At 67.0% G+C, this 24,246-nt stretch carries 24 protein-coding genes; 12 read left to right on the top strand and 12 right to left on the bottom strand.

Annotated elements, in window-relative coordinates; genetic code table 11:
- Position 1 precedes the first annotated feature (1 nt).
- The 3 genes from NTM_RS15685 to NTM_RS15695 are packed head-to-tail and all read right to left on the bottom strand — an operon-like array spanning position 2 to position 3,306.
- Complete coding sequence (locus NTM_RS15685; protein WP_163766795.1) at positions 2-1,648, bottom strand: thiolase C-terminal domain-containing protein; 1,647 nt, start codon at positions 1,646-1,648, stop codon at positions 2-4.
- Between the two features lie 60 nt (positions 1,649-1,708).
- The gene (locus NTM_RS15690; RefSeq protein ID WP_170312016.1) at positions 1,709-2,002 is read right to left on the bottom strand and encodes a ferredoxin; all 294 of its coding nucleotides are present in this window, start codon (positions 2,000-2,002) and stop codon (positions 1,709-1,711) included.
- 8 nt (positions 2,003-2,010) lie between these two features.
- The gene (locus NTM_RS15695; RefSeq protein WP_163766796.1) at positions 2,011-3,306 is read right to left on the bottom strand and encodes an NADH-ubiquinone oxidoreductase-F iron-sulfur binding region domain-containing protein; all 1,296 of its coding nucleotides are present in this window, start codon (positions 3,304-3,306) and stop codon (positions 2,011-2,013) included.
- Positions 3,307-3,326: 20 nt separating this feature from the next.
- On the opposite strand from NTM_RS15695, the gene NTM_RS15700 reads away from it, so the two are divergent.
- Positions 3,327-3,803 carry a hypothetical protein gene (locus tag NTM_RS15700; RefSeq protein WP_104863517.1) on the top strand — a complete coding sequence of 159 codons (477 nt, stop codon included), beginning with the start codon at positions 3,327-3,329 and terminating at the stop codon, positions 3,801-3,803.
- Between the two features lie 23 nt (positions 3,804-3,826).
- On the opposite strand, the gene NTM_RS15705 is transcribed toward NTM_RS15700, so the two are convergent.
- The 4 genes from NTM_RS15705 to NTM_RS15720 form a co-directional block, all read right to left on the bottom strand.
- The gene (locus NTM_RS15705) at positions 3,827-4,684 is read right to left on the bottom strand and encodes an alpha/beta fold hydrolase (RefSeq protein WP_163769506.1); all 858 of its coding nucleotides are present in this window, start codon (positions 4,682-4,684) and stop codon (positions 3,827-3,829) included.
- Positions 4,685-4,824: 140 nt separating this feature from the next.
- Positions 4,825-5,214, bottom strand: coding sequence for a Rieske (2Fe-2S) protein (locus tag NTM_RS15710; RefSeq protein WP_104863516.1), 390 nt, complete (start codon positions 5,212-5,214; stop codon positions 4,825-4,827).
- Positions 5,215-5,217: 3 nt separating this feature from the next.
- On the bottom strand, positions 5,218-6,360 hold the full coding sequence (locus NTM_RS15715) for an amidohydrolase family protein (RefSeq protein ID WP_104863515.1): 1,143 nt from the start codon (positions 6,358-6,360) through the stop codon (positions 5,218-5,220).
- 21 nt (positions 6,361-6,381) lie between these two features.
- Positions 6,382-7,515: an amidohydrolase family protein gene (locus NTM_RS15720; protein WP_179963944.1), complete on the bottom strand. Its 1,134-nt coding sequence runs from the start codon at positions 7,513-7,515 to the stop codon at positions 6,382-6,384.
- Between the two features lie 250 nt (positions 7,516-7,765).
- On the opposite strand from NTM_RS15720, the gene NTM_RS15725 reads away from it, so the two are divergent.
- The 6 genes from NTM_RS15725 to NTM_RS15750 are packed head-to-tail and all read left to right on the top strand — an operon-like array spanning position 7,766 to position 14,315.
- The gene (locus NTM_RS15725; RefSeq protein ID WP_163766797.1) at positions 7,766-8,761 is read left to right on the top strand and encodes an acyl-CoA dehydrogenase family protein; all 996 of its coding nucleotides are present in this window, start codon (positions 7,766-7,768) and stop codon (positions 8,759-8,761) included.
- Positions 8,761-9,936, top strand: coding sequence for an acyl-CoA dehydrogenase family protein (locus NTM_RS15730; RefSeq protein WP_104863514.1), 1,176 nt, complete (start codon positions 8,761-8,763; stop codon positions 9,934-9,936). Before NTM_RS15725 ends, NTM_RS15730 begins: the two co-directional genes overlap by 1 nt.
- A 30-nt stretch (positions 9,937-9,966) precedes the next feature.
- The gene (locus tag NTM_RS15735) at positions 9,967-11,094 is read left to right on the top strand and encodes an LLM class flavin-dependent oxidoreductase (protein WP_163769507.1); all 1,128 of its coding nucleotides are present in this window, start codon (positions 9,967-9,969) and stop codon (positions 11,092-11,094) included.
- 59 nt (positions 11,095-11,153) lie between these two features.
- A complete protein-coding gene (locus NTM_RS15740) occupies positions 11,154-12,323 on the top strand; it encodes a sulfotransferase family protein (protein WP_163766798.1) in 1,170 nt (389 codons plus the stop codon).
- Between the two features lies 1 nt (position 12,324).
- Positions 12,325-13,101, top strand: coding sequence for a sugar phosphate isomerase/epimerase family protein (locus NTM_RS15745; RefSeq protein ID WP_232079720.1), 777 nt, complete (start codon positions 12,325-12,327; stop codon positions 13,099-13,101).
- 2 nt (positions 13,102-13,103) lie between these two features.
- Positions 13,104-14,315, top strand: coding sequence for a DUF1214 domain-containing protein (locus NTM_RS15750; protein WP_104863510.1), 1,212 nt, complete (start codon positions 13,104-13,106; stop codon positions 14,313-14,315).
- An 82-nt stretch (positions 14,316-14,397) separates the two neighbouring features.
- Here the strand turns inward: NTM_RS15750 and NTM_RS15755 are convergent, their stop codons facing one another.
- From NTM_RS15755 to NTM_RS15775, 5 genes are all read right to left on the bottom strand, one after another.
- A complete protein-coding gene (locus NTM_RS15755; protein ID WP_104863509.1) occupies positions 14,398-14,835 on the bottom strand; it encodes a hypothetical protein in 438 nt (145 codons plus the stop codon).
- A 73-nt stretch (positions 14,836-14,908) separates the two neighbouring features.
- On the bottom strand, positions 14,909-16,279 hold the full coding sequence (locus NTM_RS15760) for a cytochrome P450 (RefSeq protein ID WP_163766799.1): 1,371 nt from the start codon (positions 16,277-16,279) through the stop codon (positions 14,909-14,911).
- A gap of 7 nt (positions 16,280-16,286) precedes the next feature.
- On the bottom strand, positions 16,287-16,481 hold the full coding sequence (locus NTM_RS15765; protein ID WP_163766800.1) for a ferredoxin: 195 nt from the start codon (positions 16,479-16,481) through the stop codon (positions 16,287-16,289).
- 25 nt (positions 16,482-16,506) lie between these two features.
- Positions 16,507-17,367: a mycofactocin-coupled SDR family oxidoreductase gene (locus tag NTM_RS15770; protein ID WP_104863506.1), complete on the bottom strand. Its 861-nt coding sequence runs from the start codon at positions 17,365-17,367 to the stop codon at positions 16,507-16,509.
- Positions 17,368-17,402: 35 nt separating this feature from the next.
- Entirely contained in the window at positions 17,403-18,104 is a 702-nt protein-coding gene (locus NTM_RS15775) for an SDR family NAD(P)-dependent oxidoreductase (protein ID WP_104863505.1), read from the bottom strand.
- Positions 18,105-18,370: 266 nt separating this feature from the next.
- On the opposite strand from NTM_RS15775, the gene NTM_RS15780 reads away from it, so the two are divergent.
- From NTM_RS15780 to NTM_RS15800, 5 genes are read left to right on the top strand one after another with little or no spacing between them, the layout of a single operon-like run.
- Complete coding sequence (locus NTM_RS15780; RefSeq protein ID WP_163766801.1) at positions 18,371-19,873, top strand: aldehyde dehydrogenase family protein; 1,503 nt, start codon at positions 18,371-18,373, stop codon at positions 19,871-19,873.
- Positions 19,870-21,075 carry a CaiB/BaiF CoA transferase family protein gene (locus tag NTM_RS15785; RefSeq protein ID WP_163766802.1) on the top strand — a complete coding sequence of 402 codons (1,206 nt, stop codon included), beginning with the start codon at positions 19,870-19,872 and terminating at the stop codon, positions 21,073-21,075. The genes NTM_RS15780 and NTM_RS15785 overlap by 4 nt, the downstream gene beginning before the upstream one ends.
- A 31-nt stretch (positions 21,076-21,106) precedes the next feature.
- Positions 21,107-22,282, top strand: coding sequence for a Zn-ribbon domain-containing OB-fold protein (locus NTM_RS15790; protein WP_104863502.1), 1,176 nt, complete (start codon positions 21,107-21,109; stop codon positions 22,280-22,282).
- Positions 22,279-23,442 carry a thiolase C-terminal domain-containing protein gene (locus NTM_RS15795; protein ID WP_104863501.1) on the top strand — a complete coding sequence of 388 codons (1,164 nt, stop codon included), beginning with the start codon at positions 22,279-22,281 and terminating at the stop codon, positions 23,440-23,442. Before NTM_RS15790 ends, NTM_RS15795 begins: the two co-directional genes overlap by 4 nt.
- A complete protein-coding gene (locus tag NTM_RS15800; protein WP_083143944.1) occupies positions 23,432-24,241 on the top strand; it encodes an MlaE family ABC transporter permease in 810 nt (269 codons plus the stop codon). The genes NTM_RS15795 and NTM_RS15800 overlap by 11 nt, the downstream gene beginning before the upstream one ends.
- The last annotated feature ends 5 nt before the right edge of the window (positions 24,242-24,246 follow it).

Consider the following 24,246-nt stretch of genomic DNA (forward strand, 5'->3'; position numbering starts at 1 on the left):
GTCACGACTCCGTCCGCAGAATCAGCACACCGCTCGGGGTGAGGCCACCGCTGCTGACGACCGCGGTGCGGGCGTCTTTGACCTGCCGCTCGCCGGCTTCGCCGCGCAGCTGCACGACGGCTTCGTGCATCAGCCCCATGCCGTGGGTCCGGCCGTGAGACAGCTGACCGCCGTGCGTGTTCAGCGGGATGACGCCGTCGCGCGCGATCGCCGTGCCGCCGTCGAGGAAGTCCTTCGATTCGCCGATTCCGCAGAATCCGAGTGCCTCCAGCCACGACAGGCAGTTGAAGGTGAACCCGTCGTAGAGCTCGGCGACGTCGATGTCGCCCGGACGCAACGATGTTCGCGTCCACAGGTGCGCGGATTGGCCCAGCACCTGCGGCTCGTGGGTCAAGGTGGTCTGGTCCCAGTCGGTGCGCTCGATGATCTGGGTGCCGACCGCCTCGAAGTACACCGGCTTCTTCGGTGCGTCGGCGGCGGCGTCGACGGCCGACACCACCACCGCGACCGCTCCGTCGCACGGCACGTCGCAGTCGTAGAGCCCGAACGGGCTGGTGATCGGCCGCGCGTTGAGGTAGTCCTCCATCGTCATCGGATCGCGATAGATCGCAGTCGGATTCAACTGGGCGTTCGCCCGCTGGTTCAGCGCGATCCAACCGAGGGTTTCCTTCGTGGTGCCGTATCGGTGGAAGTGCCGCTGCGCGTTCAGGGCCAAGGTGTGCGCCGCCGACGTCGCCCCGAACGGGGCCTGCCAGTTGTTGACCCGCGCCCCGCCTGGCGGAAACGCCTTGCCTTCTTTCATCAGCTGGTTGAAGGTCGCCTCCCACAGCGTCCGGAAGCACAGCACGTGGCGGGCCATTCCCGTCGCGACCGCCATCACCGCGGCGATCACAGAGCCGCCAGGGCCGAAAGTGTCCATGCCGCCGTTGATCCAGGTCGGTCGGATGCCCAGGGCGCCCTCCAGTGCGGTGCAGCCGCCCTCACCCATCCCCATCGCGTCCATCGCCGGATAGGTTGACAGCCCGTCGATGTCGGCCAGCGTCAGGCCCGCGTCGGCGATCGCCGCCTCACAGGCCTCGATCGTCAGGGACAGCGGGGGCACCATCAACCGGCGCCCCATCTTCGAGGCCCCGATGCCGGTGATGGCCGCCGCGTCCTCGAACTTGTCGGTGGTCAGCATTGGGCGGACGAACTTGCCGAAGTCCTGCGGCGCGATCTCGTCCTCGGGCAGCGGTGCGGTCTCGTGCTCGGCTGTCGGTGTGAACAGCGGCAGCCACACGTCGTCGTTCTGCTCGAAGACCACCTCGACGACGCGCCCGAGCTCGAGCTCGCCGGGATCGCAGTCGATGATGTTGGTGGTCAACCGGACTCGCGGATCTTCTTCGACGGCGACCTGGGCGACGACATACGGCGCGGGCAGACCCGGGATCGAGAACCGCTCGTTGACGGTGAACGCCGACAGCACCGCCCGACCGGACACCTCGCGCGGACCCAGGTTGTGGCCATGGCAGTAGCGGCACACCGGCTGCGGCGGATGGATCAGCGACTTGCAATCACCGCACTCCTGGATGCGCAGCACACCGTCGGCGCCCGACGTCCAGAAGAACTCGTTGTCGAACGTCAACTGCGGCAGGGGAAGACGGCTCATCGGTTCCCCTTGCTCTTCGCGCAAGCGCTCATCGGTTCCCCTTGCTCTTCGCGCAAGCGCTCATCGGGTGAAACCCCATTCTGCTTCGTTGTCTTCGGTTTTCAGCTTGTCCAGATCCGGCTCACGCAGCGGCCGCATCGGCGTCTCGTCCGGTCGACGTTCCCCGATGCTGAGGATCGCGTGCACCGGACAGTCCAGCAGCGCGCGCTGCACCGCGTCCCGGTCCTCCTCGGGGATATTGCCGTCGCCGACAAGGACCGCGTAGCCCCAGTCGTCAAGCGAGAAGTACTCCGGTGCGTGTTTGGCGCAGATACCGAAACCGTCACACAGGGTCCGGTCGAGTTTGATCCGCATTCCGTCGCTCACAGTGCCTCCACCTCGAACGGACGCCGGGCGGTGTAGGTGCCCGCGCCTCCGCAGGCCGGGCAGTCAACGGCGAGATGCCGGGCCACGTCGTCGGCGAACATCGTCAGCATGCTGGCCGCGATGTTGCAGGCGGCGTCCAACGTCGCGCAGGCGCCGCGCCCGCGAAGGACCTCCGACCACCGCTTCAGCCGGCCGAGGTCGTCGGCGTCGGCGGTGCCGTCACGCAACGCACCCGCCGCGGCCGCCATTGCCGCCGTCCCGTTGAAGCATCCACCGCACTGGCCGGCGTTCTCCCGGCCGTAGTATTCCAGCACCGCCGCGGCGACGGCGACCGGGCATTCGTCGGTGAGCACCGAGACCGCCCCGCAGCCGAGCCCGCTGCCGAGCGCGCGCAGTGACTCGTGGTCCAGGGAACCCTCGACGATCCGCCGGTCCAGCAGACCGGCGAAGTAGCCGCCCATCAGTGCACCGCGCACCCCGTCGACGGGGATCCCGTGCAGCGCAAGTACGTCGGCCGCGGACACCCCGAACGGAAGCTCGTAGAGACCGGGCCCACGGCCGCCGCCGGTCAGCGTGGCGAGGAAGGTGCCGGGCGACCCGGGGGTGCCGAGGCTGCGGTACTCGGCCGCGCCGTGGCGCTGCACGAACGGCAGATTGGCCAGGGTCTCGACGTTGCACACCGCCGTCGGAAGGCCACCGACACCCTCCTCGAACGGCCGGGGCGGCTTGTCGGTCGGCTTCGCCGGTCCGCCGTTGATCGACCGCACCGCCGCGGTCTCCTCGCCGGCGACATAGCTGGGCTCGACGACGTGCACGCTGACGGTGACACCATCGAGCACCCCGGGGGTGACCTCGTCCAGCGCGTCGCGCACCGCCGCCGCGGATCGCGGGTCCGAGACGTACACATGCGCGTGGCGTGCGCCGACGATGCGCGCCGCCAGTCGCAGGCCGTCGAGCACGAGATGCGGACGATGGCGCAGCAGCCAGCGGTCCTTGACCGAGGCCGGCTCGCCCTCCTCTCCGTTGGCCACCAGCACGGTGTCCAGTCCACGCGCCGACGCGCGGCGCACCGTCGTCAGCTTCACCGCCGTCGGGAACGCCGCACCGCCGCGACCCTGCACCCCGGCGCGGCCGATCTCGTCGAGGAGGGCCTCCGCGTCGTCGAGGGCGAGATAGCCGCCCGCAGCCCGATACTCGCCGACCGACTCGATGCCCGCAGTGGTGCGGAGCAGCCGGGCGGTCAGGCCCGGCCACACCGCCACGGTCAGTTCGGTGTTCATCGCCGTGTTCATCGGCGGTTACCCTTCCGTGCATGCGGACAGCGGTGGTGCGTATCGGCGTCGACCTGAGCGGCGAACTGAGCGCCGAACAGCTCGCGGCGGGCATGGCCCAGTTGGCGCGGCTGGCCAGCGAGGCGGGCGCCGAACTGATCGACAACAACCTCGCGGTCCTGCCGCCGAAGCGCCGCGAAGTCGAGATCCTGATGCGGGGAACCGATGCCGCGGCGTTGCAGGCGCAAGCAGCAGGCATGTGCGCCAAGGCGTTTCCGGCCGAACCCGTGATCGGGGTGCTGACCTTCGTCAGCCATGGCACCGACGACGACGCGCACGGTGTGCTCGCCGGATTCGGCCTGTCCGGCGCGATCGACCGGCGCGCCGGTGACGACGGCTGGGACATCATCACCGTGACGCTGCACAAGGCGGACCTCGCGCGCATCCCCGAGAGCCGGATCCACACCGCGCTGGAAGCCTCGACCAACTGCGAGGTGCACATCGTCCTGAAGGACTGACCCGACGGAACCGGACGAGGCCATCACTTGCCCAGGAAATCCAGGATGGCCGGGGCAGCCTGCACCCACGTGTCGAACAGGCAGAACGTCTTGCCGCCGCTCTGGGCGAACCTCTCACCCGCGCGTTCCCAGGCGTCCTCGGGCCATGGCGGTTCGATCAGCGCGGAACCCTTGATCAGGCAGTGCACCTCCAGCGACGTCCGCTTCGGGTGATCCCAGTCGTTCTCGCCGCCGCGGATGATCAAGGTGGGCACGGTGATGTTGTCGAACATCTCGTCGGGCACACCGGGAATGGTTTGGCCCGGCTTGGGCACGAACGCGTTGAGCCAGCGCAGCATCACCTTGAGGAACTCGTCGACGTCGAGATCCAGCAGACGCCGGCGGTTGGCCGGGTTCTGCTCGATGCGCTCACGCCATTCAGGCACGCTCAGCAGGCCCTCGATGCCGAGGCCGCGGACCGCCAGGATGCTCGGGGTCACATAGTGGCCACCGAGCACGAACGATCCGTAGACACCGCCGACGATGTTCCACACCACCAGTTTTCGCACGATCTCGGGGTAGAGCATCGTGGTGAGCATCGAGTCACGGGCACCGCCGGACCCGCCGAGGATGATGCACGGGCCCTCACCGAGGGCGGTCACCAGCTTGTAGAGCGTCTCGGCGCGCATGTGCGATTCGCTCTGCCCGTAGAACTGGACATCGGATTTGCCGCAGTTGGGCCGATCCCACAGCAGCACCCGGTAGCCGCCCTCGACCAGTGCCTCGGCGAGCGGGCGCAGCCCGGGGATGTCCTTGCTGAACCGGCCACCTGGCGTCAGCGCGATCAATTGACCTGTGTCACCCAGGATTTCGTAGACGACGTTGCCGCCGTTGATCGTCATGCTCTGTTCGCCGGCCGTCAGGGACAGTCCGGTCTCGCTCACAAGTTCACTCCCGGCCGATGATTCGCTCACAAGTTCACTCCCGGCCAATGATTCGCTCACAAGTTCGCTCCCGGCCGATGATTCGCTCACAAGTTCGCTCATGCCTGCACCAGGACTTCCTTGCCGACCACCCGCACCGGGTAGGTGCGGATGCTCCACTCCGGTTTCACCGCGGTGGTGCCCGTCGCCAGCTCGAATCCCCACTGGTGCCATGGGCAGAAGATGTATTCCTGGTCGCGGACCATCACCGCGTCACCGGGGACGGTCTCGTCGACGATATTGCGGCCACGGGCCCGGCCGGAGCACAGCGGACCGCCCTCGTGCGGGCAGTAGTTCGCGATCGCGTAGAACGTGCCGTTGACGTTGTACACCCCGACGCCGTGTCGGCCGATGGGAACGAGTTTGTGTGTGCCAGGCGGGATCTCGTCGACAGTGGCGACGACGTGTTCCCGCCCCTGGGCCAACCGGGGCGTCTTCTCTTTGTCCATGTGTCAGAAGACCCGTACCTGACCTTCGAGCGCGGGCACGGTGTCCGGCAGCTTGTAGGTCTCGATACCGTTGCGGAACATCACCGCTTCACGGGCGTGTTCGGGCAGGTGCTTGACCAGCCAGCGCGGGTCGTCGAACGTCCAGTGCGGGTAGTCGCTGGAGAACAGCAGGATCTTCTCGCACTCCATCCATTCGAACGCCCGCGACAGCTCGGTCTTGTCCTCGGGATAGTCCAGCGGCTGGGTCGTGAACTTGATGTGGTCCTTGACGTACTCGCTGGGCTTGCGTTTGATGTCCAGCCACGACTTGCGGGCCTCGTAGAGCGCGTCCATCCGCCACATCAGCGGGAGGATCCAGGTGAACGCGTGCTCGACGAAAACGATGCGTAGGTTCGGGTGCCGGTCGAAGGTGCCGTCGAAGATCAGGCTCATCACCTGGTTCGCCGCGAGCAGCGAGTAGGTCACCATGAAATCGTGGTTGTAGCTGGGCAACCCGACCGGTGGCATCGGCAGCTCGTCGTAGTGGCTGCGCGACAGATGGCAGCTGACGGGGATGTCGTGTTTGGCCGCCGTCGCCCAGATCGGGTCGTACTTCGGGTTCCCCCACGACGGGCGCGGTTCGGCCTTGATCAGGATCTGTGCCATGTACGGGTGGCCGACCCAGCGCTCGATCTCGGCGACGCTGGCCTCGGGTTCCTCGATGGCCAGGCAGATCGACCCTCGCCAGCGCTCATGCCAGTTGTTGTGGCTGTCGAGCCAGTGGTTGGCCTGCCAGTCGTTGAGCGCGTACGACATCGCGTGCTGCGCTTCGGGGATACGGGCCGGGTACGCGGCCGGTTCCAGGATCGCGATGTCGGCGCCGGCCTCCATGATCAGCTGCTTGAACGCCAGATCCGGGTCACTACAGGGGAATTGGCCGTCGGCCGGAAAGGAGTCGGCGCGCATGGCATAGGTGTGGGCGTAGTCCGGCGCGTCATAGTAGATCTGGTCGCCGACCTTGTGCGTGCCGAAGTACTTGCTGCGCCAGGGCTCGGGAATGTACTGGCCGAGTTCTCCGGCCCGGGGTGCGGGGTGGACGTCGGAGTCCACGCACCGCACGGCGATGCGTTCGGTGGCGGGTACCCGTGGATTGGCGGTAACGGTCATGGTCGTGCCTCCTCGCTCCCTCTACTGTGCCGTAGCCGCGGATGACACGGACGGACTTGCGCCAACTTCGAGGCCGTACAGCTGCGCGGCGTTGCGCCAGCACAACTTGTCGCGCTGCTCGGTGCTGTATGAGCTCGGCACCGACAGTTCGTTGAGTTGCCAGTGCGGATAGCTCGACCCGTACATCACCATGTCGTCCTTGCCGGTGAACCCGGCCCATTCGCCGGCGAAGTCGACGTCACCGGGGCCGTCCAGGCTGCCCTGGATGAAGTAGACGTGGCCGGGCAGGTAGTCGCTGGGCATCCTCGGCGCCCACGGCGTCTGCTCAAGATGCGGCCTGCCGAAGCAGTCCATCCGCCAGATGAACGGGGTCAGCATGTCCGCGGCACCGTCGGCCCAGACGAACTTCAGGTCGGGCGTCCTCTCGAATACCCCCTCGGCGATCATGTTCATCAGGTGGTAGAGGAAGTTCAGTGCCGTGAACCCGACGAACTGTTCGTAGGTACGCGTCAGCCCGTTCGGGGTCGGGGGCAGCATGACCCCCGAGCCGACCTCGAAATGCACCGCGACGGGCCAGCCGGCGTCGACGGCGGCCTCCCACAACGGCCAGAACTGCGGCTTGCCGTACAACTCGCGTGACTGCAGCGGAATGCCGAGCTGCACGATGCGCGGATGGCCGCGGTACTTGTCTATCTCGCGCAGTGCCCCGGCGATGTCGTCGGGATTGACCCGCAGCGTGCCGCGGAAGCGCTCGCCGAACTCGGGGTGGTCCAGCCAGCGCGTCACCATCATCTCGTTGTGCGCCGAGGCGATCGCGGTGCCGAGGTGCCGGTCGGGCATGATGCCCCGCGTCATCGGGTGCAGGATCGCGATGTCGACACCGCGGTCGGTGAACAGGTGCTTGGCCACCAGCGCCGGGTCGGATCCGGGGTATTGCCCCTCCGGGCCTTCGGTGCGGTCGGCGTACTCGCCGCCGGGCGCGCCGTACCAGTCCATTTCGTAGTCCGGAAACCCACGGCTGCGGAACGGTTCGCGCAAGAAATTCTTCCGGAGGTCCTGGTTGGACTGGCAGAAGATGTGCACGCTGGCATCGACAACAGGGATGCTGACCGGATCTGTTGGGTCGACACCCGTCCCGTCGGTGAATTCCTTCACGCAGCTTTGTCCTTTGCTCTCGCGCGGCCGGACACACGACCGTCGACTGTCTCAGTGTAGATCGTTGTTCTTCTTTATCAAGAATTCTGTTCTCCAGCAGGGCGCTTAACATCGGCGCAGGTAGAGCGACCTGCTGGACGGCTGCACGGCAGATTGTCGGCGAAAATGCCTACGCGTTTGGCGAGAACGCCGACACCAGAAGCGAGAATGTTATTCTCGCTTGCACGGCGGTCACCAGGAGGCGTACGACGTGTTACTCGAGTTCGATGCTGATCAGCGGTTGTGGCAGGAGACCGTGCGCGACGCGGTGTCCAAGCAGTGCCCGGCGTCGCTGATCCGGGATATCGCCGAGAACGGCGTCGACCCGACCCCGCTGTGGAACGCCTATCTCGACGCCGGATGGACCGAGCTGACCGATCCGGAGAATGCCGTCGAGCTCGCGATCGTGCTCGAAGAGTTGGGCCGCGCGACCGACCCGACGCCGTTCCTGGCGACACTGAGTCAGTTCGCTCCGCTGGTCGGTGACCGGTTCGATTCGAACGGCTCCGGCGCCGCGGTGTACTCGGGGGTGTCGGCGATCCGCGACGCCGACGGCTGGGTGCTCACCGGCACCGACCGCTTCGTCCTCGACGGCGACCGCGCCGAGCGTTTCGCGGTGGTGACCCCGGCAGGCGTCTTCGTGGTAGGGCGCTCCGACGCCGTCACCCGCCGTGTCGACATTTTCGACCCGGTGTTGCACGTCGCGGAGGTGTCGTTCCCCGCCGTCCACGTCGCCGAATCCGACCGACTGTCCGCCGACACCGAGCGTGCCTACCATGTCGCGCTGATGGGTATGGCGATCACGATGGTCGGTGCCTGCCAGCGCATCCTGGATCTGGTGCTCGAACACGCCAAGAGTCGCCAGCAGTTCGGCGTCGCGATCGGCACGTTCCAGGCCGTGCAGCACAAGGCCACCGACATGTTCGTCGCGATCGAGCGGGCCAGGGCGCTGTCCTACTTCGCGGCGCTGACCATCGCCGCCGACGATCCGCGCCGGCGGTTGGCCGCCGCGATGGCGAAGGCCTCGGCGGGGGAGTGCCAGTCGTTGGTGTTCAAGCACGGCATCCAGCTTTTCGGGGCGATGGGCTTCACCTGGGAGAACGATGTGCAATTCGCGTTGAAGCGAGCCAAAGCCGGCGAGCTGCTGCTCGGCGGAGCCGCGGAGCATCGGGCGATGATCGCGGAGGAATACGGGAGGGACATCTGATGCAGCTCGCTTTCGATTCCGACGTCGAGGAGTTCCGCGCCGAGTTCTCCGCGTTCCTCGACGAGCACACCCCTTCTGCGGCGCAGACTCTGGAGCGCCCTCGCTCGGTGTCGCACATGCCGCAGTGGGCGCGTGACTGGCAGCGGCTGCTGTTCGACAACGGCTGGTTGTTGCCGGCCCAGCCGCCGGAGTTCGGTGGCCGCAACGCCAACGTGCTGCAGACGTTCGTGCACGCCGAGGAACTGTGCCGGCGCCGGATCTACCACAGCTTCAACCCGCAGGGCGTCAACATCATCGCCGCGTCACTGCTGACGTTCGGGACCGATGAACAGAAGCATCAGTGGGCTGTCCCCGTTCTGCGCGGCGAGCGCACGGCGTCGCTGGGCATGAGCGAACCGAGCGCGGGATCCGATCTGGCGTCATTGCGCACCAAAGCGGTCCGAGATGGTGACCACTTCGTCGTCAACGGTCAGAAGGTGTGGACGTCCGGCGCCCACGACGCGGACTTCCTGTTGACGTTCGTGCGCACCGACCCGGATGCGCCGAAGCACAAGGGAATCAGCGTGCTGCTGATCCCGACGGCCCTCGACGGCGTGGTGTGCCGACCGTTCGCCGACATGACCGGCATCGACAACCTGGACTTCAACGAGGTGTTCTTCACCGACGTGCGGGTGCCCGCCGAGAACTTGGTCGGCCCGCTCAACGGCGGATGGGGCGTGGCGAACGGCTCCCTGGGCCACGAGCGGACGATGATGTGGTTGGGCTTCGCCGACCGAATCGCCAACTGCATAGCCGATTTCCGGCCCAAGGATGCCCTGCAGCGCGACGCGCTGGCGAGCAGCATCATGGACTACGAGGCGCTGCGGTTGCTCGGATCGGTCGGTATCGCGAAGGCGGCGCGCGGCGAGGTCGACGTGGCGTCGGTGTCGATCCCGAAACTGCTCGGCGCCGAAGCCGAACAGCGCATCGAAGGCCTTGCGCTGGAGGCGGCCGGACCCGATGGGTTGGTGCACCCCGCGACATCCGGTCCGTACGAGCACATGAACCTCGACCACTACTTCGCGAGCTGGTTCGAGCGCTACTGCCGCAGCTTTGGCGGCACCATCGCCGGCGGAACCTCGGAGATCCAGCGCAACATCATCGCCCAGCAGGTGCTCGGCCTGCCCCGGCGGTGACGGACGGTTGCGGCCGGTGATGGCATGGCGATGAAGGTTCAGCCCGCGGCGTTCCTGCGCACGACGTTGCCGATCGACCTGGGGCAGCTCGCCGAGCTCGACGCCGGGCGCTACCATTCGATCTGGCTGCCCGATCACATGGTGAGCTTCTGGCCGGACTCGATCTGGTCGCCGGAGTTCACCGACCTGGCCGTCGCGTCGCCGTCGCCGCACCGTCATCTCGATGCGATGGCAGTGGCCGCGGCCGCCGCGGTGCTGACCGCGAACGTGCCGCTGGCAACCAGCGTCGTCGACACCGTGCGGCGCCATCCGGCGTCGCTGGCGCAGAGCGCGCTGACCATCGACCACCTGTCCAAGGGGCGGTTCATCCTCGGGCTGGGCAGCGGTGAGAGCGAGAACATCGAGCCCTACGGCTTCGACTTCAGCTATCCGGTCGGCAGATTCGAGGAGGCTCTGCACGTCATCCGGCTGCTGTGGGACAGCGACGGGCCCGTCGATTTCGACGGCCGCTTTTACCGGCTGCAGCACGCCCGACTCGACACCGAGCCCTACGCCGGTCGGTTCCCGCCGATCTGGATCGGTGCCAGCGGGCCCCGCGCACTCGACATCACCGGGCGCTACGCCGATGGTTGGTGGCCCGCCGGGGCATGGTCACCGGAGGACTACGCCGAGAAGCTGGCGCGGGTGCACGCGTCGGCGGAGCGGGCCGGTCGTGACCCGTCGGCGATCACGCCGTGTTTCATCCAGGTCTGCCTGATGGGTCGCGACGACGCCGCCCTTGCCGAGATCCTGCGCGCTCCGCTGGTGAAGTCGTTCCTACTGCAGGTATCGGCAGAGCTGTTGTCCACGTTCGGCTTCGAGCATCCGATGGGGCCCGACTGGGGCGGTTTCCACGACATCGATCCAAGTGTGCTGACCCGCGAACGCATCGTCGACTTCCTCGACCGCGTCGAGCCGGAGATGATCCTGGCGGTGGTGCCGCACGGCACCCCGAAGCAGGTGGCGCGCGTCATCAAGGAGTATGTCGATGCGGGACTGCGGGTTCCGAAGATCCTGGACTACGGGGGTATGGCGGGGCTCGACTTCGCGAAGGCGTCGGCGCAGCATGTGCGGGAGGCGGAGGACGAGCTGATGAGCCTGTGCGGAGCACGCGAATGACAGCCTGTGCGGAGCACGCGAATGACAGCCTGTGCGGAGCACGCGAATGACACGGCCGTATGAGTGAGAAGCTCGACGCCGCGGCATTGCTCGCACGGGCCGAGGCAGATACGGGATTGCGCGATTACGGCGATCCGACGCTGCCGGACCGGTTCGCGATCGCCGTCGACCTGATCAACGGGCAGGAAATGACCCCGGACGGTCACCGGCAGGCCGCCGAGGTGTGCCACTGGTTGCTGACCAGTCGGCTGGAGTTCTTCGCCGACCGGGACCGTCATCCGGTCGCTGACGAGGTAATCGAAGCCCCGATGTTCGTCACCGGTGAACCGCGGTCGGGGACGACGCTGATGCACGCGTTGATGAGCGTCGACCCGGACGCGAGGGCGCTGCGGTTCTGGGAGGTGATGTACCCGTCCCCTCCGCCCGGCCTCGCCGGTGGCGAGGATCCGCGCCGGGCGCGCGCTGATCGCGATTGGCGCGAGATCAATGCCAAGGCGCCGAAATGGCTGCACTCCCATCCCTACAACGACATGCTCGGGGACGGCCTTCCCGAGGACGAGCGCACCTGGGCGTTCGACTTCCGGGTGATGACGCCGACGGCGTGGTGGCGGGTGCCGATGCAGACCGTGGTCGGCGGACTGCCGACCGACGCGGCGGCCCAGTACCGGATTCACCGGGCGATGCTGCAACAGCTCCAGTACGCGCGGCCGCGTAAGCACTGGGTCTTGAAGGGCTTCCACGGTTTTCGTCTCGCCGAGCTGTTCGACGCGTACCCCGACGCGACGCTGCTCTGGTTGCATCGCGAACCCGTCCAGGTGGCGGCCTCGCGGACCATGATGATGGCCGACATCCTCGACGGTCTGGTCGGTCCGGTGGATCTGCATGCGGCCACCCGGACGCACCTGGATCTGACCCGTGCCAGTATCGCGAATACGATGACCAACCCGATGGTGGACGATCCGCGCATCCGGCACGTCCGCTATACGGACTTCGTCGCCGACCCGGTAGGCACCGTGGGCGACTACTACGCGTTCGCCGGACGGACACTGACCGCGGCCGCGCAAGCCCGGATGCGCGATTACCTCGCCGCCAACAAGGGCGACCGGCATGGCAAATTCCGCTACTCCACGACCCTGCTGACCGACATCGGGGAGGATCTCGCGGCGCTGCATGAGGAGTTCCGCCCGTTCCGGGAGAGGTTCGGCGTCGAGATCGAGAATCGCGGCTGAGGTGACCGGCATCGATCAGCGACTGTCTGTGCACTCCGTGACCTTCCACGGAGCGACGCTGCGCGAGTACAGCTCGCGATGGGATTCGCTCGGTGTCCGGCGGCTCAGCCTGATCGACGCGCAGCTGGCAGACCCCGCGCTCGCGGATGTCGTTGCCGCCGGCGGCTACTCGGTGGAGTCCGTGTTCCACCTGTTCTCGTCCACCGACGGGCTGCGGCGGGTGATCGCGTCGGCGGCAACCGTCGGCGCCCGGGTGGTCTACATGCTGACCGGCGGGCGGGGCGAGCGCAGCTGGGAGGACGCCGCCGGAGTGTTCTGTGACGCGGTGTATCCGTGCCTCGACGAGGCGCGCCAGGCCGGGGTGGCTCTGGCCATCGAGAACGCCTCCGGCCTCTACGCCGACATCCACATCGCCCACACGCTGGCCGACACCATCGAGCTCGCCGAATCGGCGGGCCTGGGCATCTGCATCGACCTGTTCCACTGTTGGACGGAGGCGCACCTGAACACGTTGTTGGACCGCGCACTGCCGCGCACGGAATTGATCCAGCTCAGCGACTACGTACTCGGCGACAGGGCACTGCCCGCGCGCGCCGTGCCCGGCGACGGTGCCATACCGCTGGAGTCGTTGCTCGCCCATGCACTCGGCGGCGGCTATCGGTACGGATTCGACCTGGAGCTGATCGGTCCCCGTATCGCCGAGGAGGGGGCGCTACCGGCGGCGCAGCGGGCCTGCGCACGGGTCACCGAAGTTCTGTCCCGCATGGAGGAGCGGTAGCGATGGCATACGGCGACGGCCAGGACGACGCGGCGCTGCGGCGGGCCTGGGAGACGTTCTGCTACCGGGTGAAATCGGCCGGGCTGCAGATCTTCAAGGAACACAATCCCGGATCGGAGATCCATCGTGTCGACGCGCTGCGCTTTCTGACCCAGAATCTGGGGCAGGCCTTCGATCTCGCGCTGGAGACCCGCGACAGCCGGTATCCGAGCCTGCACCCGTTCTGCGGGCCGACCCGAAAGCTCGGCGGGGACTGCGCCGACTTCACGTATCAGCAGGCATGGATCGACGGGCAGTCGACCTACCGAATCGTGGGGGAGCGCGGCAGCGCGCGCTTCTTCAACATCACCGTGCAGGGTGCCCGACCCGAGGGCCCGGACGTCCTACATGAGCCGTTCGGCGATGTGCCGCAGGCCAATCTGTCCGGTGCGCAGCTACGCACCGGCGGGGACGGCAGCTTCGAAGTCTACGTCGGAGGCCCGCCGCGCGACGAGAACTGGCTGTCGACTACCGTGGAATCGCGAAAACTGTTCGTGCGACAGGGGTTCGACTCGTGGGACGAAGTCCCGGCCCGATTGCGGATCGAGCGTGTCGATATGGCGTCGCCGAAACCGATGACCACCGCGGCGGAGATGGTCGCCGCGATCGAGTGGGCCGGTGGATTTCTCACCGGCGTGATGGCCGACTGGCCGGAGTTCCCGTTCACCCACGGAGGGGTCGACGCGGGACGGCCGAACGAGTTCCCCGACGTCGTCGACGGCGACGGCGATGCGAAGCGGGGACGGTCGGCGGTGAATATGCACTGGGCCCTCGGTCCCGACGAAGCCCTGGTCATCGAGTTCGACTCCCACGAGGGGCTGTGGTCGTTGACGAACATGGGTGTGTTCTTCAACAGCATGGACTACCTCTATCGCCCGGTCAGCTACACGCCGAGCCGGACGTGCGTCGACGCCGACGGAAAGATCCGGCTGGTGCTGGCGCACCGGGACCCGGGCGTCCACAACTGGATCGACAGCCAGGGTTTCGAGCGCGGCAACATCACCTACCGCCACATGCTCGAGGGTTCGCCGGCGAAGTTGCGTACCGCAGTCGTCAAGCACGCGGATCTGGGTGCGGCGCTGCCCTCCGACACCGCGACCGTCACTGCCGAGGAACGCACGGCGCAGATGTGGCTGAGGTTCAACGCGATCCGGCGACGCTACTCGCTGCTCTGAACGGCGACGAGGGTTCGCCGGATGTACGCCGACGACGGCGAGTCGCCGGGCAGACACGCGCGCTCGCGGGGCCAGGCGACCCCTAGAGTTGCTGGAGCTTGAACGTCCAGAACTGGCTTCCGGGTGGGCCGTTGAAGCAGCCGACGTCGTACTTCGAGTCGATGGTGCCCAGCAGCGTCACGGCGTCCCAGGAGTAGGTCTCGCGGGTCGGCATCACATGCCCGGGGCACTGCAGGCCGTCGCGCACGTCCACGGTGAACGTGTAGCGCCCGTCGACCAGCCAGGCCTTGCTCTCGTAGTAGTCATAGAACTTCAGCCGGGGCCGGGCAGCGACGTTGACGCAGTCCGGGCTCTTCTCCGGGATGCACAAGGTGACAAACCAGAACCACGACGCGCGGTTGTACCGGTTGGTCAGCAGGTCGTAATTGGCCAGCTGCATCCCCGCCTGCGACGGCGGCGCCAGGAACGTCGCGACCGCCATCAGCGTGGCCGCCACGGCACCGATCCTGCTGAGCCTCATCGCTTCGCCTCCCATACTCTCGCCGCTACATGCAACCACCTCGCCGTGATCCGCGGGGTGAGATCGGCGCACACTAGTCGATGACGGCGCGTTCCTTGCGTTCGGTGATGGGCCGTGCCAGCTCCTGCTCATCGCAGATCCGCTGCAGCTTCACCAGCGTCTCGTCCAGTCCGGGGCCCAGCGGCTTTCTCGGCGTGAACGTGGCGGGAAGATTACGCATCCCCTGGATCACGCCGATCGTGTCGTAGTGCACGGTGCCCTCGGGATCGCATACGTAGTCGGGCATCCGGTCGAGCACCGCGGTCAGCATCGACTTGAAGACCGTGCGGGCCACGTTGGATCCGACGCACCGATGCACGCCGATTCCGAAGCTGAAGTGACGATTGCCCTTTCGGTCCAGCACGACCTCGTTGGGCCGCTCGAAGACGGCAGGGTCGCGGTTGGCCATCGCCCAGGACAACCACAGCCGCTCGAACTTCTTGAACTGGTGGCCCGCGACCTCCACGTCCTCGGCGAAGGTGCGCCCGTCGCCGGGTGCCGGCGTGAAGAAGCGCAGGAACTCCTCGGTGGCCGGAGCCAGCAGGGCGTCGCGTTCGCGGGACAGACGTTCGCGCTCGGCGGGATGCTCGCCGAGCCACTCCAGCGCGTGCGCGGTCAACGCGGTGGTGGTGTCGAAACCACCGCCGATGATCAGACCCAGGTTGCCGAGGATCTCCATGTCGGGGGCGGGCTCCCCGTCGATGCGCAACTGCAACAACGCGTTAACCAGACCCGGGCGCGGATTCTCGCGGATCTCCATCATGTTGTTGATGAGATCGATGCCCATCTCACGATGCTGCTCGTTGATCTTCTCGCGTTCCGGGGCGTGCTCGGGGGTGTACACCGAGGCGTGCGTGGGCTCGCTGTAGACGTTCCATTTGTCGAGCTTGATGCCCATCATCGCCAGTGTGAACACGGCGGGCACCACGTTGGCGAGGTGATCGACGAAGTCGATCTTTCCCGACTCGATGTGTTCGTCGAGTGCCGCACGGGTGATCTCGTCGATGAAAGGTTCCCACCGCTTGATCGCCGCGGGGGACAGGTACGGGTTCAGTGCTCCGCGGTAGGCACTGTGCTCCGGTTCGTCCATCTCCAGGATGCCGCCGCGGACCACGGTCGCTCGGCTGGCCTTGGGAATGGTGATGCCCTGAAACGGAGTCTCGCCGGAGATGTCGTGGTGGTTCGACACCGCGGGGCAGCGCGCCAACTCGAAGACGTGCTTGCTGTCGGCAGCCACCCAGTGCCCGTTGTAGACATCCGTCCATGCCATCGGGCACTTGGCCTGCATTTCTTCGGTGATCTTTTCGAACTGCAGCCGGTACTCGGGGGTATGCCGGTCGAAGTGGTAGGTGTTTCGCTTCCGGTTGTCGTCGGCGGTGCCGGTCACGACGTCGTCGACACTCAAGGGTTCACTACTCCTCTATCGAGATGGCCTGTTCGGGGCACGACTGCACCGCCTCACGCACCGCGTCCTCCTGCTCCGGCGCAACGACTTCGTTCACCGGGGATGCAGTCCCGTCGATATCGCTGAGCTCAAAGGCATCCGGGGCGATCATCGAGCACAGCGTGTGGCCCTGGCACCGACCGGAATCGACAAAAACCTTCATGATCTCGCCTCCTGAACCCTGGTCGTCAGACGTGGTAGTCGTACCACTTGAGGTAGCCGCCGGCGTCGACGCGCAGCTGCATTCCGGTGACGTAACGCGCTTCGTCGGAGGCCAGCCACAGCACCGCGTTGCTGATGTCTTCGGGCTCGATGTAGTTGACCTTCATCGCCTGCTGCACACCGAAAACCGGCTCGGCGTCGGCGCGTGTCGGCTTTTCCAGATCAGGGCGGAACGACCTGTACATCGGTTCGCTCTGCAGCATGTCGGTGTTGCAGTTGGTCGGGTGGATGACGTTGGCGCGGATACCGCGCACAGCGAGTTCTGTTGCCAACGCGTGAACGTACTCGGAGATCAGGCGCTTGGAGATCATGTAGCCCATGCCGCCGGGATCGCCGCCGGGGTTGGGCTTGTTGTGCGCGTCCATCAGCGCGGCGGCCGAGGCCGTCGCGATGATCGACGCACCCTCCTTCAGGTGCGGCAGCGCGACCTGAATGGCGTTGATGGTGCCGACGAAGTTGGTGTTGATGCCGTCGGTCCAGGCCTGCATCGCGGGTTGACCTTTCATCGCGGCGATACCAGCCTGCGCCACGACGATGTCGACCTTGCCGAACTCTGCGAGCCCCGCCTCCAGCGCTGCGCGCAGTTCTGCCTCGTTGCGCACGTCGGCTTGGGCGGTCACGATGCGCTGACCGGTCTTCTCGACGAAGTTCTTGGTCTCCTCGAGATCCTCCGGTGTGGCCATCGGGTAGCCCACCGTCTCGTAGTTTCTGCAGATGTCGACGGCGATGATGTCGGCACCTTCTTCGGCGAGCCGGACCGCGTGGCTGCGGCCCTGGCCGCGTGCCGCGCCGGTGATGAAGGCGACCTTGCCTTGAACCCGTCCCATTGACACTCGTCCTTTCGCTGAAATCTGTTGGCTTGTCAGGTGTTCCGGCCGCCGTTGACGCCGAGGATCTGACCGGTGATGTAGCCGGCCTCTTCGGAGATGAAGAATGCGCACGCGGCGGCGATGTCCTCGGGGAGGCCCATCCGGCGCACGGGGGTCTGCTGGATCTGCTTTTCGGTGTCGCCGAGAAAGCCGCGCTGTTCGGCTTTGCGCAACATCGGGGTGTCGATGAAGCCGGGCGGCACCGCATTGACGGTGATGCCTTGCGGGCCGTACTCCAGGGCCAGCGACTTGGTGAGCCCGTTGACCGCCGACTTCGCGGCGACATATGGCGACATGAACGGCTGCCCGGAGTGAGTGCTCGACGAGGAGATGTTGACGATGCGGCCCCAGCCGGCCTCGATCATGTCGGGCAGCACGGCCTGCGTGCAGTGGAAGACTCCGTTGAGGTTGACGTCGACGACCTTCTGCCATTCGTCGAAGGACAGGTCGAGGAACTTCTTGAAACGGTCCAGCCCGGCGGCGTTCACCAGCACGGTGACCGGTCCCAGCTCGGCGCGAATCTCGGCCAGCGCCCCGTCGACGGCCGCGCGATCGGTGACATCGGCGGCGTAGGAGAACTTCGCCTCACCGGGATTGAGGTCGATGATCGCCACCTGCAGACCGTCCGCACGCAGACGGTCGGCGACCGCGGCGCCGATACCCGAAGCGCCTCCGGTCACTACTGCGTTCTTCACGCGGCCCTCAGTAGTCAAGAATCATCCTTCCGAATATGAGAACCGTACTCTCGCATTATGTGAGACCGCAAGACAAGAGCGGTGGCGTGTTCGCACTGGTGAGACGTCTAGTGCGGGATTGTCGCACCGTTTCCTGCAGGCAGCGGGGGTTCTCGTCATTTTCTTGAGTTCTCATCGTACGAATGTATGATTCGCCGGTGATGAGAATGGAATTTCCGTCACATCCAGACACTTTCCACCGGTGACGTCACAGCTCGAGGAGGACGATGCAGGAAACAGCCACGATCTCGGGTGACAGCGGCGGCGCTCAGGCAGACGACCACGCTGCCCGACGCCGCCTCCTCATCGGAGGGCGACTCGTCGAGAGCGAGCGGACGTTTCCTTCGCTGAATCCGGCCACCGGTGAGGTGCTCGGGTACGCACCCGATGCCCGCGTCGCCGACGCGGAGGCCGCGGTCGCGGCGGCACGTGCGGCGTTCGACGCGGGGCACTGGGCCACCGACACCGCGTTGCGGATCCGTTGCCTGGAGCAGTTCCATGCCGCTCTGATCGAGCACCGTGACGAGCTCGCCGAACTGACCATCGCCGAAGTCGGCGCCACCCCGGCGCTGTGCCAGGGCGCGCAGTTGGACCAGCCGATCGCGATCGTGCGGTACTACGCCGAGCTGTTGAAGACCTATCCGCTGACCGAGGACCTCGGCAATATCGAGAGCCGCGGCATGCAGCACCACCGCTGGGTCGAGAAGGAGGCCGCGGGCGTCGTCGCTGCGATCATCGCCTACAACTACCCGAATCAGTTGGCCTTGGCCAAGCTGGCGCCGGCACTGGCTGCGGGCTGCACCGTGGTACTCAAGTCGGCTCCTGACACCCCGCTCATCACGCTGGCGCTCGGCGAGCTGATCGCCAATCACACCGACATCCCGCCCGGCGTGGTCAACGTGCTCTCCGGCGCCGATCCGGCCGTCGGCGCGGCGCTGACCACCAGCCCCGACGTCGACATGGTCACCTTCACCGGATCGACCCCGACCGGGCGCGCGATCATGGCCGCCGCCAGCGCAACGCTGAAGAAGGTCTTCCTCGAACTCGGCGGCAAGTCGGCGGCCATCGTCCTCGACGACGCCGACTTCAACACCGCGGCACTGTTTTCCGCGTTCAGCATGGTCACCCACGCCGGGCAGGGCTGTGCGCTGACCTCGCGGCTACTGGTGCCGCGCAAGCACAAGGACGAGATCGTCGAGCTGATCAAGAACAACTTCGGGCTGGTCCGGCTTGGAAACCCGGCGGATCCGTCGACTTACATGGGTCCGCTGATCAGCGAGAAGCAGCGCGACAAGGTCGACGGCATGGTGCAGCGCGCGGTGGCTGCCGGCGCCACATTGGTCACCGGCGGCGAGAAGGTCGACCCGGGCTACTTCTATACGCCGACCCTGTTGGCCGACGTCGACCCCGACAGCGAAATCGCCCAGGAGGAGGTGTTCGGCCCGGTGCTGGCCGTCATCGCCTACGAGGACGACGACGACGCGGTGCGCATCGCGAACAACTCCATCTACGGGCTGTCCGGTGCGGTGTTCGGCAGCCAGGAGCGTGCGCTGGCGGTGGCCCGGCGCATCCGCACCGGCACGTTCTCGATCAACGGCGGCAACTACTTCAGCCCCGACAGCCCGTTCGGCGGCTTCAAACAGTCTGGCATCGGCAGGGAAATGGGCAGGGCCGGCCTGGAGGAGTTCTTGGAATCGAAGACGTTCGCAACGGTGGTGGGACAAGCATGAAGCCATTGGACGGTATCCGGGTGCTTGAGGTCGCGATGTACGGCTTCGTCCCGTCGGCGGGCGCGGTGCTCGCCGAATGGGGCGCCGACGTCGTCAAGGTCGAGCACGCCGTCACCGGCGACCCGCAGCGCGGCCTGCGCCAGACCGGCCTGTTGCGGGTGGAGGGCGACCCGAATCCGAACATCGAGCACGCCAACCGCCTCAAGCGCAGCATCGGCCTGGACATGACGGTCCCGGAGGGCAAAGAGGTGCTGCTGGAACTGGCGCGTCGCTCCGACGTGTTCCTGACCAGCTTCCTGCCCGGGCACCGGCAGAAGTTCGGGATCGACGTCGACGACATCCGAGCCGTCAACCCGAAGATCATCTATGCCCGTGGTAGCGCGCTCGGACCGCGCGGCACGGAGGCGGTCAAAGGGGGCTACGACATGACCGCGTTCTGGTGCCGGGCCGGCACCGCCGCCACGATCACGCCGCCGGGCACCCCGGGCATGGTCGGCCCGCCGGGACCGGCCTACGGCGACACCATCTCCGGCACCAACCTCGCCGGCGGCATCGCCGCGGCGCTGCTCAAACGGGAACGCACCGGGGAACCGTCGGTCGTCGACGTGTCTCTGCTCGGCAGCGGACTGTGGGCGATGGGCCACACCGTGGCGCTGACCAAGCATCTCGGCGAGCGCATGGAGGCGTTCCCGCCGGGTGTGCACGGATCGCCGATCAATCCGCTCGTCGGGCTGTACGCGACGGCCGACGACCGCTACATCTCGTTCGTGATGATGCAGCCGACCAAGTTCTGGGCCGACGTCTGCAAGCACATGGACCTCGACGAGCTCGCCGACGACCCGCGGTTCGCGACCGCCGAATCCATCGCCGAGAACACCGCCACCGGAGTCGAGATCCTGTCCGAGGCGATGGGCAAGCGCACGCTCAGCGAGTGGAGTGAGCGGTTCGCGACGCTGGCCGGGCCGTGGGCCCCGGTGCAGGACACGCTGCAGGCCGCCGAGGACGCCCAGGTGCGCGCCAACGAATACCTGGTCCAGGCAGGCGAACTCGAGCTGGTGTCCAACCCGGTGCAGTTCGACGTCGCCGCGCCCGTGTCGGGCCCGGCGCCCGGATTCGCCGAGCAGACCGACGACATCCTCGTCGAACTCGGCCTGGACTGGGACCGCATCATCGAGCTCAAGACCGCCGGCGCGGTCACCTGACCGTCCACGGTCGAGATCTGGAGAACTGTCAATGCCCTACGTCGCGTCCGTCGGCACGTACCTCCCGTGCTGGGGTTCGGCCGTTCACCGGGTCGCCGGCGACGACGAGGACGCCGTCACGATGGCGATCGAGGCGGGCAGGGCAGCGCTGACCGAAGGCGGCGCGGTCGAGCGGGTGGTGCTGGTCAGTCGCGACCTGCCGCTGCTGGAAAGCAGCAATGCCGCAGTGCTCCTTGCCGGGCTCGGACTCGACCCGGAGCTGGAGGTCGACGAACGTCTGGGGGGCGCGCCGGCCACCGTCGACGCCCTCAGCTCGGCGCGTCCGCGCACGCTGATCATCGGTGCCGACCTGGCGCCCGCCGGGGCGGCCGCGATCCTGACCGCCGAGCGGGGTCTGCAGGTGCGGACCGCCGCCCGTGTCGCGCGCAGTCTTCCGGTGCGCACCCGCAACGCCACCGGCGATGTGCACGACTACGGCGACCCGCGGCTGCTGCACGAGCGCGGGTTGATCGCCTCGCTGGCCGCGGCGTGGCTGGACACCCCGGTGGCGATCGCCGGCGTCGACCACGCGCGAGCGGTCGAACTGTGCCTGCCCGGACCGCCGGTGCTGCCGACCACCGGCGCCAGTGCGAGCCTGTTCGCGCTGGCCGGCCTCGCCGAGCAGGGTCAAGCAGGCCCACTGGTGGCCGTCGAGCAGGCCATTCTGTCCGGTATCAGCGTCGGCGGCGGCACCGCCCGAATCCACCGGCGGGAGCCGTTGCCACAGTCCCAACTCGAAGGCGGCCAGGTGTCGGGCGCGGAGATCCCGATCTCGCTGGCCGCCTACGAGCGGGCGTTCGAGGCGAAAGTGCGTTGGGAGGCGGGGCGATTCGCAGGGTCCGGTGAGCTGGACTTTCCCCCGCGCTACCGGGTGGGCGACAACGGGGCGCTGGCCACCGATTACGAGCTCGTGCCGCTGCCGCGCACCGGCACCGTCTACACCGAGACCACGGTGAACATCCCGGTGCCCGGGCTGCGCACGCCGTATTCGCTGGTCATCGTCGAGCTCGACGGTGTCGGGGTGCGTGCGCTGGTGAAGGTCACCGGCGCCACGCCGGGGGCCGTCGACATCGGTGACCGCGGCCGGCTGGCGTTGCGCCGGGTGGCAGTGCGCTCCGGGGTACCCGACTACGGCTATGCGTTCGAGCCGGATCGGGGTGCGGCGTGAGACGCGTCGCGATCGTCGGGGCGGGAATGACGCCGTTCGCCGAGCATTTCGCGCTGGGCATCAAAGACCTGCTGCCGATGGCTTTCTCGGAATGCGCGGCCACGGTCGACAAGGGCCTGGCCAAAAGTGACCTGCAGGCCGCGTGGTTCGGTGCGATGGGCACCGCCGACGGATTCCCGTCCGGAATCCTCGCCGACACCCTCGGTCTGCCCGACCTGCCGGTCACCCGGGTCGAGAACTCCTGTGCGACCGGGCATGACGCGATCCGCAACGCGTTGTTCGGGGTCGCGTCCGGCGCGTTCGACGTCGCTCTGGTCGTCGGTGCGGATAAGCTGCGCGACACCACATCCGCGGACATGCTCTGGGAGTGGGAGGCCATGGCACGCGATATGGCCTGGGATTACCCCCTTGGTTTGGTGGCTCCCGCCGGATTCGCCTTACATGTTCGTCGATATCTCCACGAATCTCCGGCAACTGAAGAACACTTAGCCATGGTGGCGGTCAAGAACCACCGCCACGGAGTGAACAACCCCAAAGCGCGGCTGCGCTTCGAGATCACGATGGAGCAGGCCCTGAACGCACCAACGGTGGTGACCCCGTTCCGGATGTATGACTGCGCGCCGCAGAGTGACGGTGCCGCAGCGCTTGTGATCGCCGCGGAAGAGGTCGTCGACCGGTTCACCGACCGGCCGGTCTGGATCCGCGGGGTCGGGCTGGGACTGGATTCGGTGATGCACCAGCACAAGCCGGACATGACCACGTTCCCGGCCACCACGAGGGCGGCGAAGCAGGCGTTTTCGATGGCGGGCCTGACCCCGTCGGACGTCGACGTCGCCGAGGTGCACGACTTCCTGACCGGTATCGAGCTGATGAGCTACGAGGACCTCGGCTTCGCCGAGAGGCTCGGTGGCTACAAACTTCTGGAGGCCGAGGTGACCAGCGTCGGAGGAGCCCTGCCGGTGAACCCCAGCGGCGGGCTCAAAGCCAAGGGTCATCCGCCGGGCGCCACCGGGGTCGCCCAGTGCGTCGAGTTGTTCGCACAGCTGCGCGGCGAGGCGGTCAACCAGGTCGACGGCGCACGAATCGGTCTCGCGCACAATATCGGCGGCCCGACGGCCGTCTCGGCGGTGACGCTGCTGGAGGGTCCCGATGGCCGTTAAAGGACCGGAACGATGGACGACCGGGATCTCGCTTCCCAACGGTCTGTCCGGTGCGATGCAGGCCGTCGGCGGGTTTTTCTCGATGGCGTTGGACGCGGTGCGCTATGTGTTCGTTCGGCCGTTCCAGTGGCGGGAGTTCCTGGAGCAGTGCTGGTTTGTGGCGAAGGTGTCGATGGCCCCGACGCTGCTGGTGGCGATCCCGTTCACCGTGCTGGTGTCGTTCACGCTGAACATCCTGCTGCGTGAGCTCGGTGCGGCGGATCTGTCCGGGGCGGGCGCGGCGTTCGGCGCGGTGACCCAGGTGGGCCCGCTGGTGACGGTGCTGATCGTCGCCGGCGCGGGCGCCACGGCCATGTGCGCCGATCTTGGATCGCGCACCATCCGGGAGGAGATCGACGCGATGGAGGTGCTGGGCATCAACCCGGTCCAGCGCCTCGTGACACCCAGGATGCTCGCCGCGGGATTGGTCGCGCTGCTGCTCAACAGCCTGGTGGTGATCATCGGCATCCTGGGCGGCTACTTCTTCTCGGTCTTCGTCCAGGACGTCAACCCGGGCGCGTTCGCCGCGGGCATCACGCTGCTGACCGGGGTGCCCGAGGTGATCATCTCGTGCATCAAGGCCGCGCTGTTCGGTCTGATCGCCGGACTGGTGGCGTGCTATCGCGGCCTGACCATCACCGGCGGCGGCGCCAAGGCGGTCGGGAACGCGGTCAACGAGACGGTCGTGTACGCCTTCATGGCGCTGTTCGTGATCAACGTGGTCGTCACGGCCATCGGTATCCGGATGACGACGGGCTAAGGGAT

The sequence above is a fragment of the Mycolicibacterium parafortuitum genome, from assembly GCF_010725485.1.
Lineage (GTDB): Bacteria > Actinomycetota > Actinomycetes > Mycobacteriales > Mycobacteriaceae > Mycobacterium.

What these genes read in the sequence shown, in the direction of transcription:
- NTM_RS15790 (WP_104863502.1), top strand. Translation starts at nt 21,107, where the DNA reads ATGCCCTACGTCGCGTCCGTCGGCACGTACCTCCCGTGCTGGGGTTCG.
- NTM_RS15705 (WP_163769506.1), bottom strand. Translation starts at nt 4,684, where the DNA reads ATGACGATCAACGGCGGCAACGTCGTCTACGAAATCCTGGGTGACACA.
- NTM_RS15735 (WP_163769507.1), top strand. Translation starts at nt 9,967, where the DNA reads ATGAAGGTTCAGCCCGCGGCGTTCCTGCGCACGACGTTGCCGATCGAC.
- NTM_RS15780 (WP_163766801.1), top strand. Translation starts at nt 18,371, where the DNA reads ATGCAGGAAACAGCCACGATCTCGGGTGACAGCGGCGGCGCTCAGGCA.
- NTM_RS15770 (WP_104863506.1), bottom strand. Translation starts at nt 17,367, where the DNA reads ATGGGACGGGTTCAAGGCAAGGTCGCCTTCATCACCGGCGCGGCACGC.
- NTM_RS15755 (WP_104863509.1), bottom strand. Translation starts at nt 14,835, where the DNA reads ATGAGGCTCAGCAGGATCGGTGCCGTGGCGGCCACGCTGATGGCGGTC.
- NTM_RS15750 (WP_104863510.1), top strand. Translation starts at nt 13,104, where the DNA reads ATGGCATACGGCGACGGCCAGGACGACGCGGCGCTGCGGCGGGCCTGG.
- NTM_RS15740 (WP_163766798.1), top strand. Translation starts at nt 11,154, where the DNA reads ATGAGTGAGAAGCTCGACGCCGCGGCATTGCTCGCACGGGCCGAGGCA.
- NTM_RS15785 (WP_163766802.1), top strand. Translation starts at nt 19,870, where the DNA reads ATGAAGCCATTGGACGGTATCCGGGTGCTTGAGGTCGCGATGTACGGC.
- NTM_RS15730 (WP_104863514.1), top strand. Translation starts at nt 8,761, where the DNA reads ATGCAGCTCGCTTTCGATTCCGACGTCGAGGAGTTCCGCGCCGAGTTC.
- NTM_RS15690 (WP_170312016.1), bottom strand. Translation starts at nt 2,002, where the DNA reads ATGCGGATCAAACTCGACCGGACCCTGTGTGACGGTTTCGGTATCTGC.
- NTM_RS15800 (WP_083143944.1), top strand. Translation starts at nt 23,432, where the DNA reads ATGGCCGTTAAAGGACCGGAACGATGGACGACCGGGATCTCGCTTCCC.
- NTM_RS15710 (WP_104863516.1), bottom strand. Translation starts at nt 5,214, where the DNA reads ATGGACAAAGAGAAGACGCCCCGGTTGGCCCAGGGGCGGGAACACGTC.
- NTM_RS15715 (WP_104863515.1), bottom strand. Translation starts at nt 6,360, where the DNA reads ATGACCGTTACCGCCAATCCACGGGTACCCGCCACCGAACGCATCGCC.
- NTM_RS15765 (WP_163766800.1), bottom strand. Translation starts at nt 16,481, where the DNA reads ATGAAGGTTTTTGTCGATTCCGGTCGGTGCCAGGGCCACACGCTGTGC.
- NTM_RS15695 (WP_163766796.1), bottom strand. Translation starts at nt 3,306, where the DNA reads ATGAACACGGCGATGAACACCGAACTGACCGTGGCGGTGTGGCCGGGC.
- NTM_RS15700 (WP_104863517.1), top strand. Translation starts at nt 3,327, where the DNA reads ATGCGGACAGCGGTGGTGCGTATCGGCGTCGACCTGAGCGGCGAACTG.
- NTM_RS15685 (WP_163766795.1), bottom strand. Translation starts at nt 1,648, where the DNA reads ATGAGCCGTCTTCCCCTGCCGCAGTTGACGTTCGACAACGAGTTCTTC.